10 protein-coding genes and 4 tRNA genes are annotated in these 13,995 nt (G+C 71.7%); 3 read left to right on the forward strand and 11 right to left on the reverse strand.

The window, feature by feature from the left end; all coding sequences use genetic code 11:
- Window positions 1-11: 11 nt before the first annotated feature.
- From ACGFRG_RS35250 to ACGFRG_RS35285, 8 genes are all read right to left on the reverse strand, one after another.
- Window positions 12-1,079, reverse strand: coding sequence for a PhlD (locus ACGFRG_RS35250; protein ID WP_361432192.1), 1,068 nt, complete (start codon window positions 1,077-1,079; stop codon window positions 12-14).
- A gap of 166 nt (window positions 1,080-1,245) precedes the next feature.
- On the reverse strand, window positions 1,246-2,076 hold the full coding sequence (locus ACGFRG_RS35255) for a helix-turn-helix domain-containing protein (protein ID WP_361432194.1): 831 nt from the start codon (window positions 2,074-2,076) through the stop codon (window positions 1,246-1,248).
- 613 nt (window positions 2,077-2,689) lie between these two features.
- Window positions 2,690-2,762, reverse strand: a tRNA-Lys gene (locus ACGFRG_RS35260).
- A 91-nt stretch (window positions 2,763-2,853) separates the two neighbouring features.
- Window positions 2,854-4,302: an amino acid permease gene (locus ACGFRG_RS35265; RefSeq protein WP_393270695.1), complete on the reverse strand. Its 1,449-nt coding sequence runs from the start codon at window positions 4,300-4,302 to the stop codon at window positions 2,854-2,856.
- A gap of 228 nt (window positions 4,303-4,530) precedes the next feature.
- Window positions 4,531-7,497 carry an FG-GAP-like repeat-containing protein gene (locus ACGFRG_RS35270; protein ID WP_393270671.1) on the reverse strand — a complete coding sequence of 989 codons (2,967 nt, stop codon included), beginning with the start codon at window positions 7,495-7,497 and terminating at the stop codon, window positions 4,531-4,533.
- A 261-nt stretch (window positions 7,498-7,758) separates the two neighbouring features.
- Window positions 7,759-9,999 carry a DEAD/DEAH box helicase gene (locus ACGFRG_RS35275; protein ID WP_393270674.1) on the reverse strand — a complete coding sequence of 747 codons (2,241 nt, stop codon included), beginning with the start codon at window positions 9,997-9,999 and terminating at the stop codon, window positions 7,759-7,761.
- A 233-nt stretch (window positions 10,000-10,232) separates the two neighbouring features.
- Window positions 10,233-10,802 (reverse strand): hypothetical protein, encoded by a 570-nt coding sequence (locus ACGFRG_RS35280; RefSeq protein ID WP_361432218.1) that lies wholly within the window; start codon window positions 10,800-10,802, stop codon window positions 10,233-10,235.
- A gap of 197 nt (window positions 10,803-10,999) precedes the next feature.
- A complete protein-coding gene (locus ACGFRG_RS35285; protein WP_188274916.1) occupies window positions 11,000-11,350 on the reverse strand; it encodes a metallopeptidase family protein in 351 nt (116 codons plus the stop codon).
- A gap of 200 nt (window positions 11,351-11,550) precedes the next feature.
- Between ACGFRG_RS35285 and ACGFRG_RS35290 the strand changes: the two genes are divergently transcribed.
- The 3 genes from ACGFRG_RS35290 to ACGFRG_RS35300 all read left to right on the forward strand — a co-directional run bounded on the left by ACGFRG_RS35290 (window position 11,551) and on the right by ACGFRG_RS35300 (window position 11,835).
- Window positions 11,551-11,623, forward strand: a tRNA-Glu gene (locus tag ACGFRG_RS35290).
- 39 nt (window positions 11,624-11,662) lie between these two features.
- Window positions 11,663-11,737: transfer RNA gene (locus tag ACGFRG_RS35295), tRNA-Asp, on the forward strand.
- Window positions 11,738-11,761: 24 nt separating this feature from the next.
- Window positions 11,762-11,835: transfer RNA gene (locus ACGFRG_RS35300), tRNA-Phe, on the forward strand.
- Between the two features lie 42 nt (window positions 11,836-11,877).
- On the opposite strand, the gene ACGFRG_RS35305 is transcribed toward ACGFRG_RS35300, so the two are convergent.
- The 3 genes from ACGFRG_RS35305 to ACGFRG_RS35315 all read right to left on the reverse strand — a co-directional run bounded on the left by ACGFRG_RS35305 (window position 11,878) and on the right by ACGFRG_RS35315 (window position 13,959).
- Window positions 11,878-12,717: a cytochrome c biogenesis CcdA family protein gene (locus tag ACGFRG_RS35305; RefSeq protein WP_361432220.1), complete on the reverse strand. Its 840-nt coding sequence runs from the start codon at window positions 12,715-12,717 to the stop codon at window positions 11,878-11,880.
- Window positions 12,714-13,520, reverse strand: a complete 807-nt coding sequence (locus tag ACGFRG_RS35310; RefSeq protein WP_393270678.1) for a DsbA family protein — start codon at window positions 13,518-13,520, stop codon at window positions 12,714-12,716. Before ACGFRG_RS35310 ends, ACGFRG_RS35305 begins: the two co-directional genes overlap by 4 nt.
- A 67-nt stretch (window positions 13,521-13,587) precedes the next feature.
- On the reverse strand, window positions 13,588-13,959 hold the full coding sequence (locus ACGFRG_RS35315; protein ID WP_361432225.1) for a hypothetical protein: 372 nt from the start codon (window positions 13,957-13,959) through the stop codon (window positions 13,588-13,590).
- Between the last annotated feature and the right edge of the window lie 36 nt (window positions 13,960-13,995).

Genomic DNA, 13,995 nt, shown 5'->3' on the forward strand with positions numbered 1-13,995 from the left:
CATCGAACGCATCAGGCCGACCAGTGACCCCGGGTCGCGGCGAGCACGAACCCCGGGCCGAAGCCGATGATCAGGCCGTACTGGCGGTCGGCGGGGGCCTGCCCGAAGGTGCGGGCGAGCACGTCGAGGACGGCCGAGCCGCCGAGGTTGCCGTTGGCGGCCAGGCTCGCCCAGGCGTGCCGCAGATCGCCCTGGTCGCGGTCGCCGTTGAGCCCGAAGCCGATGGCGGCGTCCTCCAGGATCCGTGGCCCGCCGGGGTGGACGACCGCGAACTCCAGCGCCCGGCCGCTGCCGCCGAGCCACTTGCGTACGGCGGGAAGGCTGTCGTTGAGGGCGGCGGTCGCGGCGGAGGTGGAGTCGAAGTGCAGGCCGGCGCCGGACAGGCGGCCCTGGTAGCGGTCGATGCTGTCGGGCAGCACGTACTCGAAGGTGTCCTCGATGACGAAGCTCGGCCCGGCCCAGGCGGGGGTGTCGGAGACGACGACCGCGCCCGAGCCGTCCCCGAAGAGGACCTTGTAGATCATCGACTCGCGGCTGGTGTCCGTGTGGTTGTACGTGGCCGTGGAGAGGCATTCCGCGACGACCACGAGGACGTGCGAGCCGGGGTGCGCGGCGATGTCCTGGTGCGCCCGGACCAGCCCGTGCGCGCCGCCCGCGCAGCCGACCGTGGCCATCGGGATCCGCCGTACGTCGGGTCGCAGGCCCAGCTCCCGTACGAGCGCGACATCGAGGGACGGCACGGTCCACGAGGTGGTGTGGCTGGTGACGACGCAGTCGATGTCGTCGGGTTCGAGTCCGGCGTGCGCGAGCGCCTGCCGACCCGCCCGCACCGCGAGCCGCAGCGCGTCCTCGAAGGCGGCCCGGTTCCGCTCCTCGATGGTGGCGTTTCCGGCCACGGTCGGAGCGTGGAGCGGGCGGGTGAAATGCCGCGTTCGGACGGTGGTCGCGCGGGCGATGCGCAGGTGCGCCTCAAGCCGCGGGCGCTCCGGGTGGACCCGCCGTATGTCCGCGCAGATCTCATCCGTGGCGACTGTGTGCTCCGGCAGGACGACGGAGGGAAGGGCTATGTGTACGGGCACGACGGGGCTCCCTCAAGAGACCAACGGGCGAAATACCAACCTAGTTGAGACGGCTGGAATTCGTTCCTCTGCATTCGAACAGAGCGCAGGTTTCGGGGTCGCGGGCGTGGTGCGGGCGGCGCGTACGAGGAGGTGACCGGTGGCTGCTCCGGCTGGTCCGGCCGGTTCAGCTGGTGAGGGGTGCGCTCAGCATCGGGTGACGGCTCACCAGCGACGCCCCGGGCGTGTAGAGCAGCAGCATGACGCGGGCGCCGGGCGAGGTGACCGGCTCGGCTACGCACGTGGTGACCCAGCCCGCCCCGTGCAGGCTGTGGTGGATGGGCCGTTCGGACCCGTCCGGGTACGGGATCGCGCTCGCCCCGGTCTCCCGGTACAGCGGTCCCGCCACCGGGTCGGCCTGCACCTCGGCCTCAAGCCGGCGCAGCTGGGCGTCGTTGGGCCGCATCTCCACGCCGTGCTGCAGCTGCGGCAGCACCATGGGCGCCCACCGGTACTCCCAGTCGGTCAGCACCTCCTCGCGGGCCTCGGGGTCCAGGGCCATCCAGCGCATGGTGTTGTCCGGCACCTCGCGGCGCGGGAAGAGGTCCGCGAACTCCTCGTTGTACGCGAGCAGGTTCCAGGCGGCGTCGGTGATGTAGGCCATCGCCCCCTCGATCTGCTCGACGACCCGCTGCCACACGCCCGGCACCGACATCCCCGAGTCCCGGTTCAGCGTGTACGGCGGGTACTCGCGCCGCGTGAGGCGCCACAGGAACGTCCACTCCTGCTCGTTGAGCCGCAGCGTTCGCGCCACGTTCGTCAGGAACTCGGCGGTCGGGTTGAGTTGCCCGTTCTCGAAGCGGTTGTACGTGCCCGGTGTGCGGTCCAGGAGCACGTCCATCTGCTCCTGGCTGAGCCCGGCGACCCGCCGCCCCGGTCCCGCCTGCCGGGGCGGAAACCCGGCCGACTCCGGATGAATGGCGGCACGCCGCTCCTGCAGGAGCGTCTTCAAGGACATGCGGTCACGAGCGGCGAGCGGCAAAGCGGGACCTTCGTTCGGGGGACGGGTGGCGGGACCGGCTGGTGCCGGGGGTGGCGGCTGGGGCGGGAGGGCGGACCTTCGCTCGGGAGCTGGGCGCTCGGGGCTGGATGTTGATGGCTGGATCATTATCTGCAATTCAGCCCCCTGGAAAGGGGGCGGGGTGGCCCTCCACACTGGTGCGCACGAAGCCCTCACGGGTCTCGTACGCATCAACCCAGGTGGCAGCGGTTGCCTGGCGTCCGACCGTCCGGACGCCGACGCCCGCCGCCCCCGGGATACGGCGACTGCCCCAGTGCCGCGGGGCCGGTCGGCGTATGCACCCCAGACAGCGGCCGGTGTCGACAATCGCCAATACGTTGCGTCCTCGACACCGGCCGCCCGCGGCGCGCCGGAGAGCATCAATCCCCCGTCTCCGGCCAACCCCGGCATGCGGGCCGGGGTTCTTGAAACGGCCGGTGCCGTGGAGCTCGCCCCCAGGGCGACACCACGGCACCGGCCGTCTTCGTGTTCCGGGCCCGGCCCGGCCCCGGAACGACAGAACCCCCGCCGACCTGTGTCGACGGGGGTTCCGGACCTCGAAGGGTCCCGGTAGGCCATGTCGGACTCGAACCGACAACCAATGGATTAAAAGTCCACTGCTCTGCCAATTGAGCTAATGGCCCTTGGCATACCGCACCCCCGCAGCATAGCCCGACAGGGCCCGGAGGCCGATCGGGTATCGGCCTCCGGGGCCGGCGGGCTCTCAGGCGGGCGTCACGGGGACGCGGGCGGGGGTACGGGCGTGGCCGACGCGGGCAGCGGCGCGGGCCCTGACGTGTCCCGCAGGAACCAGTGCCGGGCCGACGCCACCCACCACACCGCCGCGAAGCCCAGGACCACCAGGACCGCGACCGGTGCGTAGTTGAAGTTCTTCGTCGTCACCGGGGACACCTGCGGGAGCATGAACAGGACCGTGATCAGGGCCACCCAGGCGACCGCCACCACGCCGACCGGACGGGACCAGCGGCCCAGGTGCCAGGGGCCGCGTTCGAAGGCGTCGCCCTTGAGCAGGCGCAGCAGCGTGGGGATCACATACGCGATGTACAGGCCGATCACCGCGATCGAGGTCACGGCCGCGTACGCCGTCACGTTGATCAGATACGGCAGGCCGAGCGCCAGCGCGCCCAGCGCCGCCAGCCACACCGCCGCCACCGGCGTGCGGGTGCGGGGGCTCACCGTGTGCCAGAGGCGGGAGAAGGGCAGCGCGCCGTCGCGCGAAAAGGCGTAGATCATCCGGGAGTTGGCCGTCACCGACGCCATCCCGCAGAACAGCTGCGCCCCGATCACCACGAGCAGCAGCAGCTTGCCCGACGTCGCGCCGAGCGCGTCCAGGAGGATCTGCGCGGGCGGCGCGCCGGTCGGCGAGGCCAGTTCGTCGTCGTACGACTGGATGGCGTACGTGAAGCCGAGCAGCAGGACGAAACCCGCGATCCACGACGTCCAGATCGAGCGCACGATGCCCTTCGGGCCCGCCGTGGAGGCGTCGTGGGTCTCCTCCGTCATGTGCGCGGAGGCGTCGTAGCCGGTGAAGGTGTACTGGGCCATCAGCAGGCCGATCAGTACCACGTAGAAGCCGCTGCTCCAGCCCGTGTTGTTCACGTAGTGGGTGAAGACGAACTTCGTGGAGCGGTGGTGGTCCGGCGCGATCGCCAGGGCCCCGACGATCACCGCCACGCCCAGCACGTGCCACCACACGCTCACGCCGTTCAGGATCGCCACGATCCTTACGCCGAAGGTGTTCAGGAGGCCGTGCAGGACCAGGATCGCCGCGAAGAGCAGCATCGTGCGGCCGGGCGTCACCCCGAAGCCCCACTGGAGATTCAGGTAGGCGCCCAGGAACGACGCCGCGCCGAAGTCGATGCCGGCGGTCACCGCGACCTGGCCCAGCACGTTGAACCAGCCCGTGAACCACGCCCAGGCCGCCGCGCTGCGCTCGGGCGCCAGCCGGTGCGCCCAGAAGTACAGGCCCGCCGACGTCGGGTACGCCGAGCAGATCTCGGCCATCGACAGGCCGACCAGCAGTGTCATCAGGCCCACCCCGACCCAGCCCCAGGTGATCAGGGCCGGGCCGCCGGTGCTCATGCCGAACGCGTACATCGTCAGGCAGCCGGAGAGGACCGAGATGATGGTGAACGAGACGGCGTAGTTGGCGAAGCCGGACATCCGGCGGGCCAGCACCTGGGTGTAGCCGAGCTGCGCCAGCCGCTCTTCGTCGGACGTCGCGCCGCCTGCGCCCACCGCGCCGCCGTCCGCCGGACCGAGACCGTCCGGAGCCCCGTGGGCGTCCGGATTCGTACTCGCGTCACTTGTCATGCCCCCAGCGATTCCCTCACCGGGGGCATGCCATGCGCCAATTGTTGGCCGAAACCGTTCCCAGGCGTCCCAGAGGCGTCAGGCGATGTACTTGTACATCTGCCAGCCGCCGCCGATCCGCTGCCGCCCGGCGAAGTTGCCCTTGCCGTCGCCCGCGTAGGACCACAGGACACCGGTCGTGTCACGGGCCAGCAGGTCGGGGCGGCCGTCACCGTTCAGGTCGCCCGCTCCCACCAGGGAGTCGTACGTCTGCCAGCCGCCGCCGACCTTGGTACGCGGCGCCAGCTCGCCCTTGCCCGTGCCCGGGTAGAGCCACAGGACGCCGGACGCGTCGCGGGCCAGGAGGTCCGTGGCGCGATCGCCGTTCAGGTCGCCCGCGCCGGTGAGCGTGTAGCCCTTCCAGCCCGTGCCGATCTTGACCCGGCCCTTGAAGTTGCCCGAGCCGTTCGCCTCGTACAGGTACAGGTCGCCCGTCGACGCCTCGCGGGCGATGAGGTCCGCCCGGCCGTCGCCGGTGAAGTCGCCCGTCGAGGTGAGGGAGTCGAAGATGTTCCAGCCACCGCCGATCTTCGTGTACGGGGTCGACGGGGTCAGCGCCTTGCCGGACGGCTTGTACGCGCGCAGTTCGCCGTTGGCCAGGCGCACCAGGACGTCGTTGGTGCCGTCGCCGTCGATGTCGTCGAACGGGACCGCCGCCGTGACCGTGTTCGCGCCGGTCCAGCCGGAACCCGACACCTTCGCGTCGACCTTGCCGTCCTTGCCGCCACGGAAGTCGGCGACACCGGACGGCGTGAATGCGAGCAGGTCGCCGTACGCGTCGTCACCGATGAAGTCGCGCGGGGCCGGGGTCGCGCCGGTGAGGGTGAAGGAGGACTTGGCGAGCACCAGCGGGCTGTTCAGGTCGGCCGAGGCGGAGTACAGCTCCCAGGTGTACCTGCCGTTGGTCGCCAGGCGGCCCTTGCTGTCCCTGCCGTCCCACTCCGCGCTGATCGGACCGCGCGCCACGTCGCCCTCGACCTGGCGGACGACGCCGCCCCGGCCGTCCTTGCGCAGGACCAGGAACCAGTTGCCGGCGGGCCTCGGCAGCCACCAACGGAACTTCGCCGCGCCCGACTTGGCGTTCAGCGTCGCCGGAATGTCCTCGTCCAGCACCTTTCGGGTCGCCTTGGACGTGTCGACACCGGACGGCACCACATGTGTGTCGCCCGCCGCGTCCACGTACGCCACCGCGCCGCCGAACGGGTCGACCGTCCAGCCGCGCCCGGGCCGGGCGTCGGCGGGCTTGCCGACAACGTGCGTGCCGGTCGTGCCGCGTACGTCCGTCACGCTCAGCACGCCGTCCTTCTGCCAGGCGACATAGCCGTCGCCGAGCAGCGCGCCCTGGTGGGCGGGGAGGTCGACCGACTTCTTCGTGACCGTGTCGTACACACCGGACCTGCCCGGGCCGCACTGCCAGTACAGGCTGGTGCCCTGGGCCTGGAGGGCCGGGGCGGCGCAGTCGCCGACCACGGCCCGGTCGACGCGCTTGCCGGTGCGCACGTCCACCGCGTCCGCCACGGCGGGCTCGCCCGTGCTCCACAGCGTGCTGCCCGACAGGGCGAAGCCGGATGCCGCCGGGCCGTGGTGGACCTGCTTGCCCGTGTCGAGGTCGGTGACCTTGATGCCGTCGAGCGCGGTGGCGACATAGTGGCCGGACGCGCTCAGCCCGACGGCGTCCACGCCGAGCTTGCGCGCCGGGAGCTTCGCGCCTTCGTCGATGACGCGTACGCCGCCGTCGGGCCCTCGGTAGACCAGCCGTCCGTCGCCCGAGGCCTGGAGGTCAGGAGCGCCGTCGGCCGGGAACTCCTTCGGGTCCAGGCCCCGGTCGGTGCGCGGGCCGGCCGTCAGCGGGCCGGAGAGCGAGAGGTCGATGCCGCGCAGCCGCGCCTCGGGGCCGTCCTCGCCCGGCACCAGGTCGACCGTGTTCAGACGGCCCTGGGCCAGCGAGATCCGCGTGGTCGTCGACCGCACCGAGGGCGCGTCCACGATCTTGGTGGCGTCCAGCGAGGAGCCCACCGCGTACACACCCTGGTGGCCGTCGACCACGGCGCCGATCACCATCGTGCCGTCCTGCTTGAACTGCGGCATGGCGGTCGCCCGGTCGAGTACGACGCGCTCGGGGCCGCCCTTGAACGGCCGTGCCACCACGCGGTAGTTGAGCGAGGAGTAGAGCTTGGCGCTGTCGTCGATGCGGCGGGCGACGAGGACGTTGTCGCCGACGGCGCCGAGCAGCACGTCGTCCCCGTACCCGGGAAGCGTCAGATACTGGTCGGCCTGCCAGAAGTCCGAGGTCTTCCAGACCGTGGCCTTGCCGTCCTTGGTCCACTGGACCAGGCGGTCGCCGCTGACCTCGATCCGGCCGGTGTCGAACTGCTCCGCCTTGAGGTGGGTCGAGCGGACGACGCCGTCGCGGCCGAGCCAGCTCAACATGGTCATGCCGGAGACGGACTCCTGGACGAGGATGCCGTCCTTGTTGCCGTAGTGGAGCGCGGCGGCCGAACCGGCCGTCCTGACCCGCTTCTCCTGGACCTTGCCGTCCTCCCAGTACATCAGCGAGAGGCCGAGCGACCCGTCGGTGACGACGACATCGCCGAAGGCGCCCGCGAACAGCTGGCCCCCGGGGAGCGGAATGGTCCGCTCCGAGCCGTCCTTCATGTTGCGCTGGATCACCGCTCCGGTGTCCCTGCCGCCGGTGAGGACGAGGGTGTCGGTGCCGGTGCCCCAGGCGGTGTTCATGCCCTTGGGCATGGTGACGGGCTTGGTGACGCCGTCCGCGTATGTCGTCCAGTGGAAGCCGGTCTTGGTCCAGCCGGACAGATAGCCGCTCTCCCCGGCCGCGTTGAGCACGGTCGCGTTGGGGTCGGTGCGCTGGTCGGCGGGGATGACGAGTTCGCTCGGCGCATCCGCCGCGAAGGCCGCGCCCGTGGTCAGCGGGGCGATACCGGCCGCGATGCCGATCGCCGTGACGGTGGCGACCGCGCTGCGGACGAGGGTGTGACGTCTCAAGTTGCTGCTCCGAAAGCCGTTCAGGGTATGGGAGGAGCACGACGCGCGGTGTGCCGCGCGGTACATAACGAAAAGCCCCCCGGCTTCCGCAAACCCCCCATACGAGTGATTTGACCTTAACAGGAGACACACAGACTTCGCCGGGGAGATCCACATCCCCATGAACGGAGCAAAACGGAAGGGCCCGTACCGCACCCGGTGGGTGCCGTACGGGCCCTTCTGTCGTTCAGCCGCTCACTGCTGAGCGGGGTTCAGCTCGCGTCAGCCGTTGCGCTTCCAGCGCGGCTTGTCGTCACGACGGGCGCCGAAGGAGCCGGTGTTCGTGCCGGTGCCACCGCGGTGGTCGTCGCGACGGCCGTACGGACGCTCGCCGCTGCCGCCGGAGCGGAAGCCGCCCGAGGGACGGTCGTTGCGGTCACGGTTGAACGGACGGTCGCCGCCACCGGAGCGGAAGCCACCGGAGGGACGGTCGCCCCGGTCGCGGTTGAAGCCGCCACCACGGTTGTCGTCACGACGCTCGAAGCCACGGTCGCCACGGTCGCGGTTGAAACCGCCCGACGGACGGTCGTCCCGGCGGAAGCCACCACGATTGTCGTCCCGACGGTCGTCGCGGCGGAACCCGCCACCACGGTTGTCGTCACGGCGCTCGAAGCCACGGTCGTTACGGTCGCGGTTGAAGCCACCGGAGGGACGGTCGTCGCGGCGGAAGCCACCGCCACGGTTGTCGTCACGGCGCTCGAAGCCACGGTCGTTGCGGTCGCGGTTGAAACCGCCCGACGGACGGTCGTCGCGACGGAAGCCACCACGGTTGTCGTCACGACGGTCGTCGCGGCGGAACCCGCCACGGTCACCACGGTCGTCGCGGCGGGCGTAGTTGCCCCGGTCGTCACGGCGCTCGTACGCCGGACGCTCGGAACGCTCCTGGGCGACGGGCTCGGCGGCGACCACAGCGGCCGCGACCTCGGCCTCGGCGGCCTCGGCCACCTCGGCGACAGCGGCCGCAATGCCCTCGGCGTCTTCGCCGCGCTCACGGGCCGAGCGGGCGACCAGACGGTCGGCCTCCTCGCGGAGCTCGGCGGCGCGGCGCGTCAGACGCTCCAGCTGCTTGGTGAGCTCGGCGACCTCGCGCTCGGCCTGCTTGGCGGCGTTGTTCGCGGAGTCGGCCTGGACCTCGGTCAGCGAACGGGCGCCGGTGATCTCGGCGACCTCCGGGTCGAACGCGCCGGCGCTCTGGATGATGTGGCGCGAGGCGTCGACGCCCGCGTCCTCCATCAGCCGGAAGATCTGGCGGCGCTGGTGCGGCAGCGACAGCGAGACCACGACACCGGACTTGCCGGCGCGGGCGGTACGGCCCGAGCGGTGCAGGTAGTCCTTGTGGTCACCGGCCGGGTCCACGTTCAGGACCAGGTCGATGCCGTCGACGTGGATGCCGCGCGCGGCGACGTCGGTGGCGACGAGCGCGTTGACGTAGCCCTTCTTGAAGTCCTCAAGGACTCGGGTACGCGCGCCCTGGGTCATGCCGCCGTGCAGCGCGTCGGCCTTGACGCCCGACTCGCACAGCTGCTCGGCGATGCGGTCCGCGCCCAGCTGGGTGCGGACGAAGATGATCGTGCGGCCCTTGCGGGCGGCGATGGCGGCCGTGACCGGCGCCTTGTCCTTCGGCTTCACGACGAGGACGTGGTGGGTCATGGTCGAGACGTTGCCCTGCGCGCTGTCGACCTCGTGCGTGACGGGGTTCGTCAGGTAGCGCTTGACCAGGGTGGAGATCTCGTTCTCCATGGTGGCGGAGAACAGCATGCGCTGGCCGCCGCCGGGGATCTGGTCGAGCAGCTCGGTGACCTCGGGCAGGAAGCCCAGGTCGGACATCTGGTCGGCCTCGTCGAGGACGGCGACCTGGACGTTGGCGAGCGAGCAGGCGCCGCGGTTGATGAGGTCGCGCAGACGGCCCGGGGTGGCGACGAGGACGTCGACGCCGCGCTCCAGGGCGTAGATCTGGTTGCTCATCGACGTACCGCCGCAGACGACCTTCATCTTCAGGCCGAGCACGTCGCCGTACGGCTGGAGCGCGTCCGCGACCTGCATCGCGAGCTCACGCGTCGGCGTGAGGATGATCGCGCGGGGCTTCTTCTTCTCGGTGTGCCCGCCGGCCAGCGCGGCCAGGGTCGGCAGACCGAAGGAGAGGGTCTTGCCGGAGCCGGTGCGGCCACGGCCGAGGATGTCCTTGCCGGCCAGGGCGTCCGGGATGGTCGCGGCCTGGATCGGGAAGGGGGTGGTCACACCGTTCTGCGCGAGCTTGCGCACGACGCCCTCGGGCAGACCGAGGTCCGCGAAGGTGATCGTCGGCTCGGCGTCGGCCTCGGCGGCGGGCTCCGCGATCTCGACGACGGCCTCGGCGGCCTCGGAGATCTCGGGGGTCTCGGTGACTACGGTCTCGACAGCCTCGGCGACGACGATCTCGTCGTTCTCGGGCATGACGGTGTGATCAGTACTGGAAATGGACATGCGAAATGCGAAACCTTCCGGAGTCTCGGCACGCGCCCGTCAACTCCGTGAATTCGCAATTCGACCGCCTCGATGCGGTCAGCCACGGCTAGGGAGAGTACGCGCCACACGGCGCTCTTCTGTGTCGGCGCCGGGCAATGGGATCAAACGATCTACCACCATACGCACTCACCCCACAGGAGCGCAAACCGCTCCTGTGCGATCCACCTCACACCAGCCCGCCCGAAACCCCCCTAAGCCGGTCCCACCTGCGGCGATGCGGCCGGTTCCGTCTTGGTGGCGGGGCTGGCGCCGAGCTCCCGGAGCGCGGTGTTCCGGGTGTCCGCCGCCGGGGAGGCGGACGGCGAGCCGTCGCCCGAGGGCTTCGGGCTGACCGGCGGAGCGGGGGGCGTGGGGCTGGCCGGCGGGGTCGGCTGGGTCGGCGGCGCCTGCGGCTGCGAGGGCTGCTGCGGGGGCGCGGAGTGGGCGCCCGCCGGGGCGCCCGGAGGCACCGGGTCCTGCGGCTTCCCCGGCCGCCCGCCGCCGCCCGGGGAGGCCGCCGAGCCCCCGGACGCCGAGCCGCTCGGGCGCGGGGACGCGGACGACCCGCCGGACGGCTTCTCGCCGCGCCTGCCGGGCCGGCCGCGAACGGCCTCCCCGGCCACCCCCGCGACCCCGCGCGTCCCGGCGCCCGCCTCCTCGCGCCCGGCCGAGGCCGAGGGCTTCGGCGCCTTCCCGTCGTCGCTCACACTCATGCAGCCCGCCGACGCCGCGACCACCAGCGCGGTCACGGCCAAACGGACGGGGGCGGACAACTGGCGCACGGGTGGCCTCCACAGGCGCGGGCGGGGCAGGTCGCCCTGCCCAACTCCCTTTTCCCCGCCGGGGACACGCCCGGGACCGCGCCGGTACGAACGGGATTCCGACGGGTAGCACCCGCCACCGCGCTGACCGGCGACGCACTTCACCGGCCGAACGAACGTTCACCCGACGGCCCGTCAGACGCCCCGGCCGAGCGCGCTCAGCCGTATCCCAGCGCGTGCAGCCGGTCGTCGTCGATACCGAAGTGGTGGGCGATCTCGTGCACCACGGTCACCTCGGTCTCGGCGACCACGTCCTCCCGCGACTCGCACATCCGCAGGGTGGGGCCCCGGTAGATGGTGATCCGGTCCGGGAGCACGCCCGCGTACCACTCGCCGCGGTCGGTGAGCGGAGTCCCCTCATAGAGCCCGAGGAGGTCGGGGTGGTCGGCGGCGGGCTCGTCCTCGACGAACACGGCGACGTTGTCCATCAGCCGCGTCAGCTCCGGCGGGATGCGGTCCAGCGCCTCGGCGACCAGTTCCTCGAACTCCTCGCGCGTCATCTCCAGCACCCGGCCATTGTCACGCATGGGGCACGGATGGGGAGGGACGGGACGTGCGGGGCGGCGCGGCCCGGGGGCGGACACAGGCCCGGAACCGGGCCCGGCGGGCTCGCCACGAGCCCCCGGGAAACCGTTTTGGCGATAGCTCCTCCCATCCCATATGCTTCTCACGTCCCCGACGCGCTGCGAAGCGCGCAGGTGGGCCCTTAGCCCTCATCGTCTAGTGGCCCAGGACGCCGCCCTTTCAAGGCGGTAGCACGGGTTCGAATCCCGTTGGGGGCACGCATTACTGTGTGCGAGACTAGCGCTCGCACATTGCTTGGTCCTGTGGAGCAGTTTGGAGTGCTCGCCACCCTGTCAAGGTGGAGGCCGCGGGTTCAAATCCCGTCAGGACCGCTGGTGTTTCACGTGAAACACCGTGGCTGGGTAGCTCAGTTGGTACGAGCGATCGCCTGAAAAGCGATAGGTCGCCGGTTCGACCCCGGCCCCAGCCACAACCGGAAGGCCCCGTCCATCGGACGGGGCCTTCCTCGTTCTCACTCCGTCTCCGTCTCCCGCTCCCGCGCGCGCCGGCCGCGTACGCCGAGGACCAGCGCGACCACCGCCACCACGGCCACGAGCAGCGCCCAGTCCGGGACCGCGTCGCCGAACGAGCGGGCCCACTTCTCGGCCGCGTACGAGTCGTCCACGTTCAGCAGTCCGGGCAGCGCCGTCGCCCCGTCGTACGCGAGGAACAGGCCGCCCAGGGCGATGAAGAACAGGCCCGACAGCAGCGAGGTGGTGTGCAGCTCGAAGCGGCCGAGCCTGATCACCTTCCCGCGCAGCCAGCGGCGCCCGCCGAGCCCGAAGCGCTCCCAGAGCAGCGCGAGCAGGAACAGCGGGGCCGCCATGCCGAGCGCGTACACCGCGAGCAGCAGACCGCCGTAGGCCGGGCTGCCGCTGACCGCCGCCACCGTCAGGACGCTGCCCAGGATGGGCCCGGCGCAGAAGCCGGCCAGGCCGTAGACCGCGCCGAGCGCGTACACCGAGAGGGCCGTGGTCGGGCGGATCCGGCCGGACAGCTCCGTCATCCTGCGGCTGGCGAAGCCCATGCCGAGGATCTGGGCGGCGCCGAGCGCGATGATCAGCCAGCCGCCGAACAGGACCAGCTGGTCGCGGTGGCCGTAGAAGAGCCGTCCGGCGTACGAGCCCGCCGCGCCCAGCGGGACCAGGGTGGTGGCCAGACCCGCGTAGAAGATGCCGGTACGGGCCAGCAGGCGGGACGTCGAGTTGATCGAGTACGCGAAGAACGCCGGGAGGAGCAGGGCGCTGCACGGGCTGAGCAGGGCGAGCAGCCCGCCCAGGAACGCCGCCAGATAGCCGATGTCCGGGGTCACTTCCCGGCCGCCTTCGGCCCGGCGGTCTGCGCGGCCTTGTACGTCGCCGCCTCGTCGATGGCCTGCGCGAAGGTGTCCAGCGGCTGCGCGCCCGCCAGCGGGCGTCCGTTGATCACGAACGACGGGGTGGAGCTGGCGCCGAGCGCGTACGCCTCGTCCTGGTCCTTCTTCACCGAGGCCTTCGCCGCGTCGCTGTCCGCGTCCCGGGCGAAACGGTCCAGGTCGGACACGCCCGCCTCCTTCGCGAGATCGCGCAGCCGGTCGGCGCCGAAGCCCTTCTCCTTGGAGCCCTTGGCGTAGGCCGCCGCGTGGAACTGCCAGAACCTGCCCTGCTGCCCGGCCGCCCACGCCGCGCGCGCCGCCGCCTCCGACTGGGCGCCGAAGATCGGCATGTTGCGCCACTCGACGCGCAGGGTGCCGGCCTCGACGTACTTCTTCACCAGCTCCGGCTCGGTGTCACGGGCGAACTTGCCGCAGTACGAGCACTTGAAGTCGGCGTACTCGATCATCACGACCGGGGCGTCGGCCCGGCCCTGGGCGAGCGGGTCCTTGGCGTCCCGGCGGGCCAGCTTCTCCAGCTCGGGGAAGGTGCCCTCGGGCGCCTCGGCGGCGGCGGAGGTGTCGCTCTTCTTCGCCGAGCCGGAGTCCGACGCCCGGTACGAGGCGACGCCGAGCACGACCGCGGCCGCCACCACGACCGCCCCGATCACGAACGGCTTGCGCGACGCGTTCTTCCTGGACGACGGCTTGGACTTCTGGGACGGCTTGGACTTGGGCGCGGGAGTGCCCTGGGACTTGGACATACGGGTCTCCGTGTACGTACTGCGAGAGGGAAGGCGAAAGGGACGGCCGGTCGCGATGACCGGCCGCCTAGACCCTCAGTACGGAGAGCTCGACGGGTGTGGGCGCGGTGAGTGTGGGGCCGCGCACCGGCGGCACGCGGTGCTCGGCGGCCTGGACGGCGAAGGCCGCCGGGGCGAACCGCTCGCCGAGGGCCGGGGCCTGGTCGTAGGCGGTGCGGGCCCGCACCGGGGCGGCGGGCTCGCCGCCGTCGTGTTTGCCGCCCTGCTTGCAGCCGGGCGAGCCGTCGGCGGGCGGCGCGGCCTGCGCCATCGGCGCGTGCGTGCGCGGCGCGTCGGCGACCGCCGCGGGCGACGGTCCGCACAGCAGCACCGCCACCACCCCGAGCACCATCAGCAGCACGGCCGCGAGGCGGCGGCGCGGGGCGTGGGTGCGGGGCATGCCCGAAATGGTACGGGGTGGACGGGGACGGGCGCC

Origin of the sequence: Streptomyces sp. NPDC048696, assembly GCF_043198895.1 — a bacterium.
Taxonomy (GTDB): domain Bacteria; phylum Actinomycetota; class Actinomycetes; order Streptomycetales; family Streptomycetaceae; genus Streptomyces.

Bases quoted from the DNA above. Each gene is read 5' to 3' on its own strand.
- ACGFRG_RS35255 (WP_361432194.1), bottom strand. From the start codon at position 2,076: ATGTCCTTGAAGACGCTCCTGCAGGAGCGGCGTGCCGCCATTCATCCG.
- ACGFRG_RS35265 (WP_393270695.1), bottom strand. From the start codon at position 4,302: ATGTCCGGCTTCGCCAACTACGCCGTCTCGTTCACCATCATCTCGGTC.
- ACGFRG_RS35275 (WP_393270674.1), bottom strand. From the start codon at position 9,999: ATGTCCATTTCCAGTACTGATCACACCGTCATGCCCGAGAACGACGAG.
- ACGFRG_RS35310 (WP_393270678.1), bottom strand. From the start codon at position 13,520: ATGTCCAAGTCCCAGGGCACTCCCGCGCCCAAGTCCAAGCCGTCCCAG.
- ACGFRG_RS35315 (WP_361432225.1), bottom strand. From the start codon at position 13,959: ATGCCCCGCACCCACGCCCCGCGCCGCCGCCTCGCGGCCGTGCTGCTG.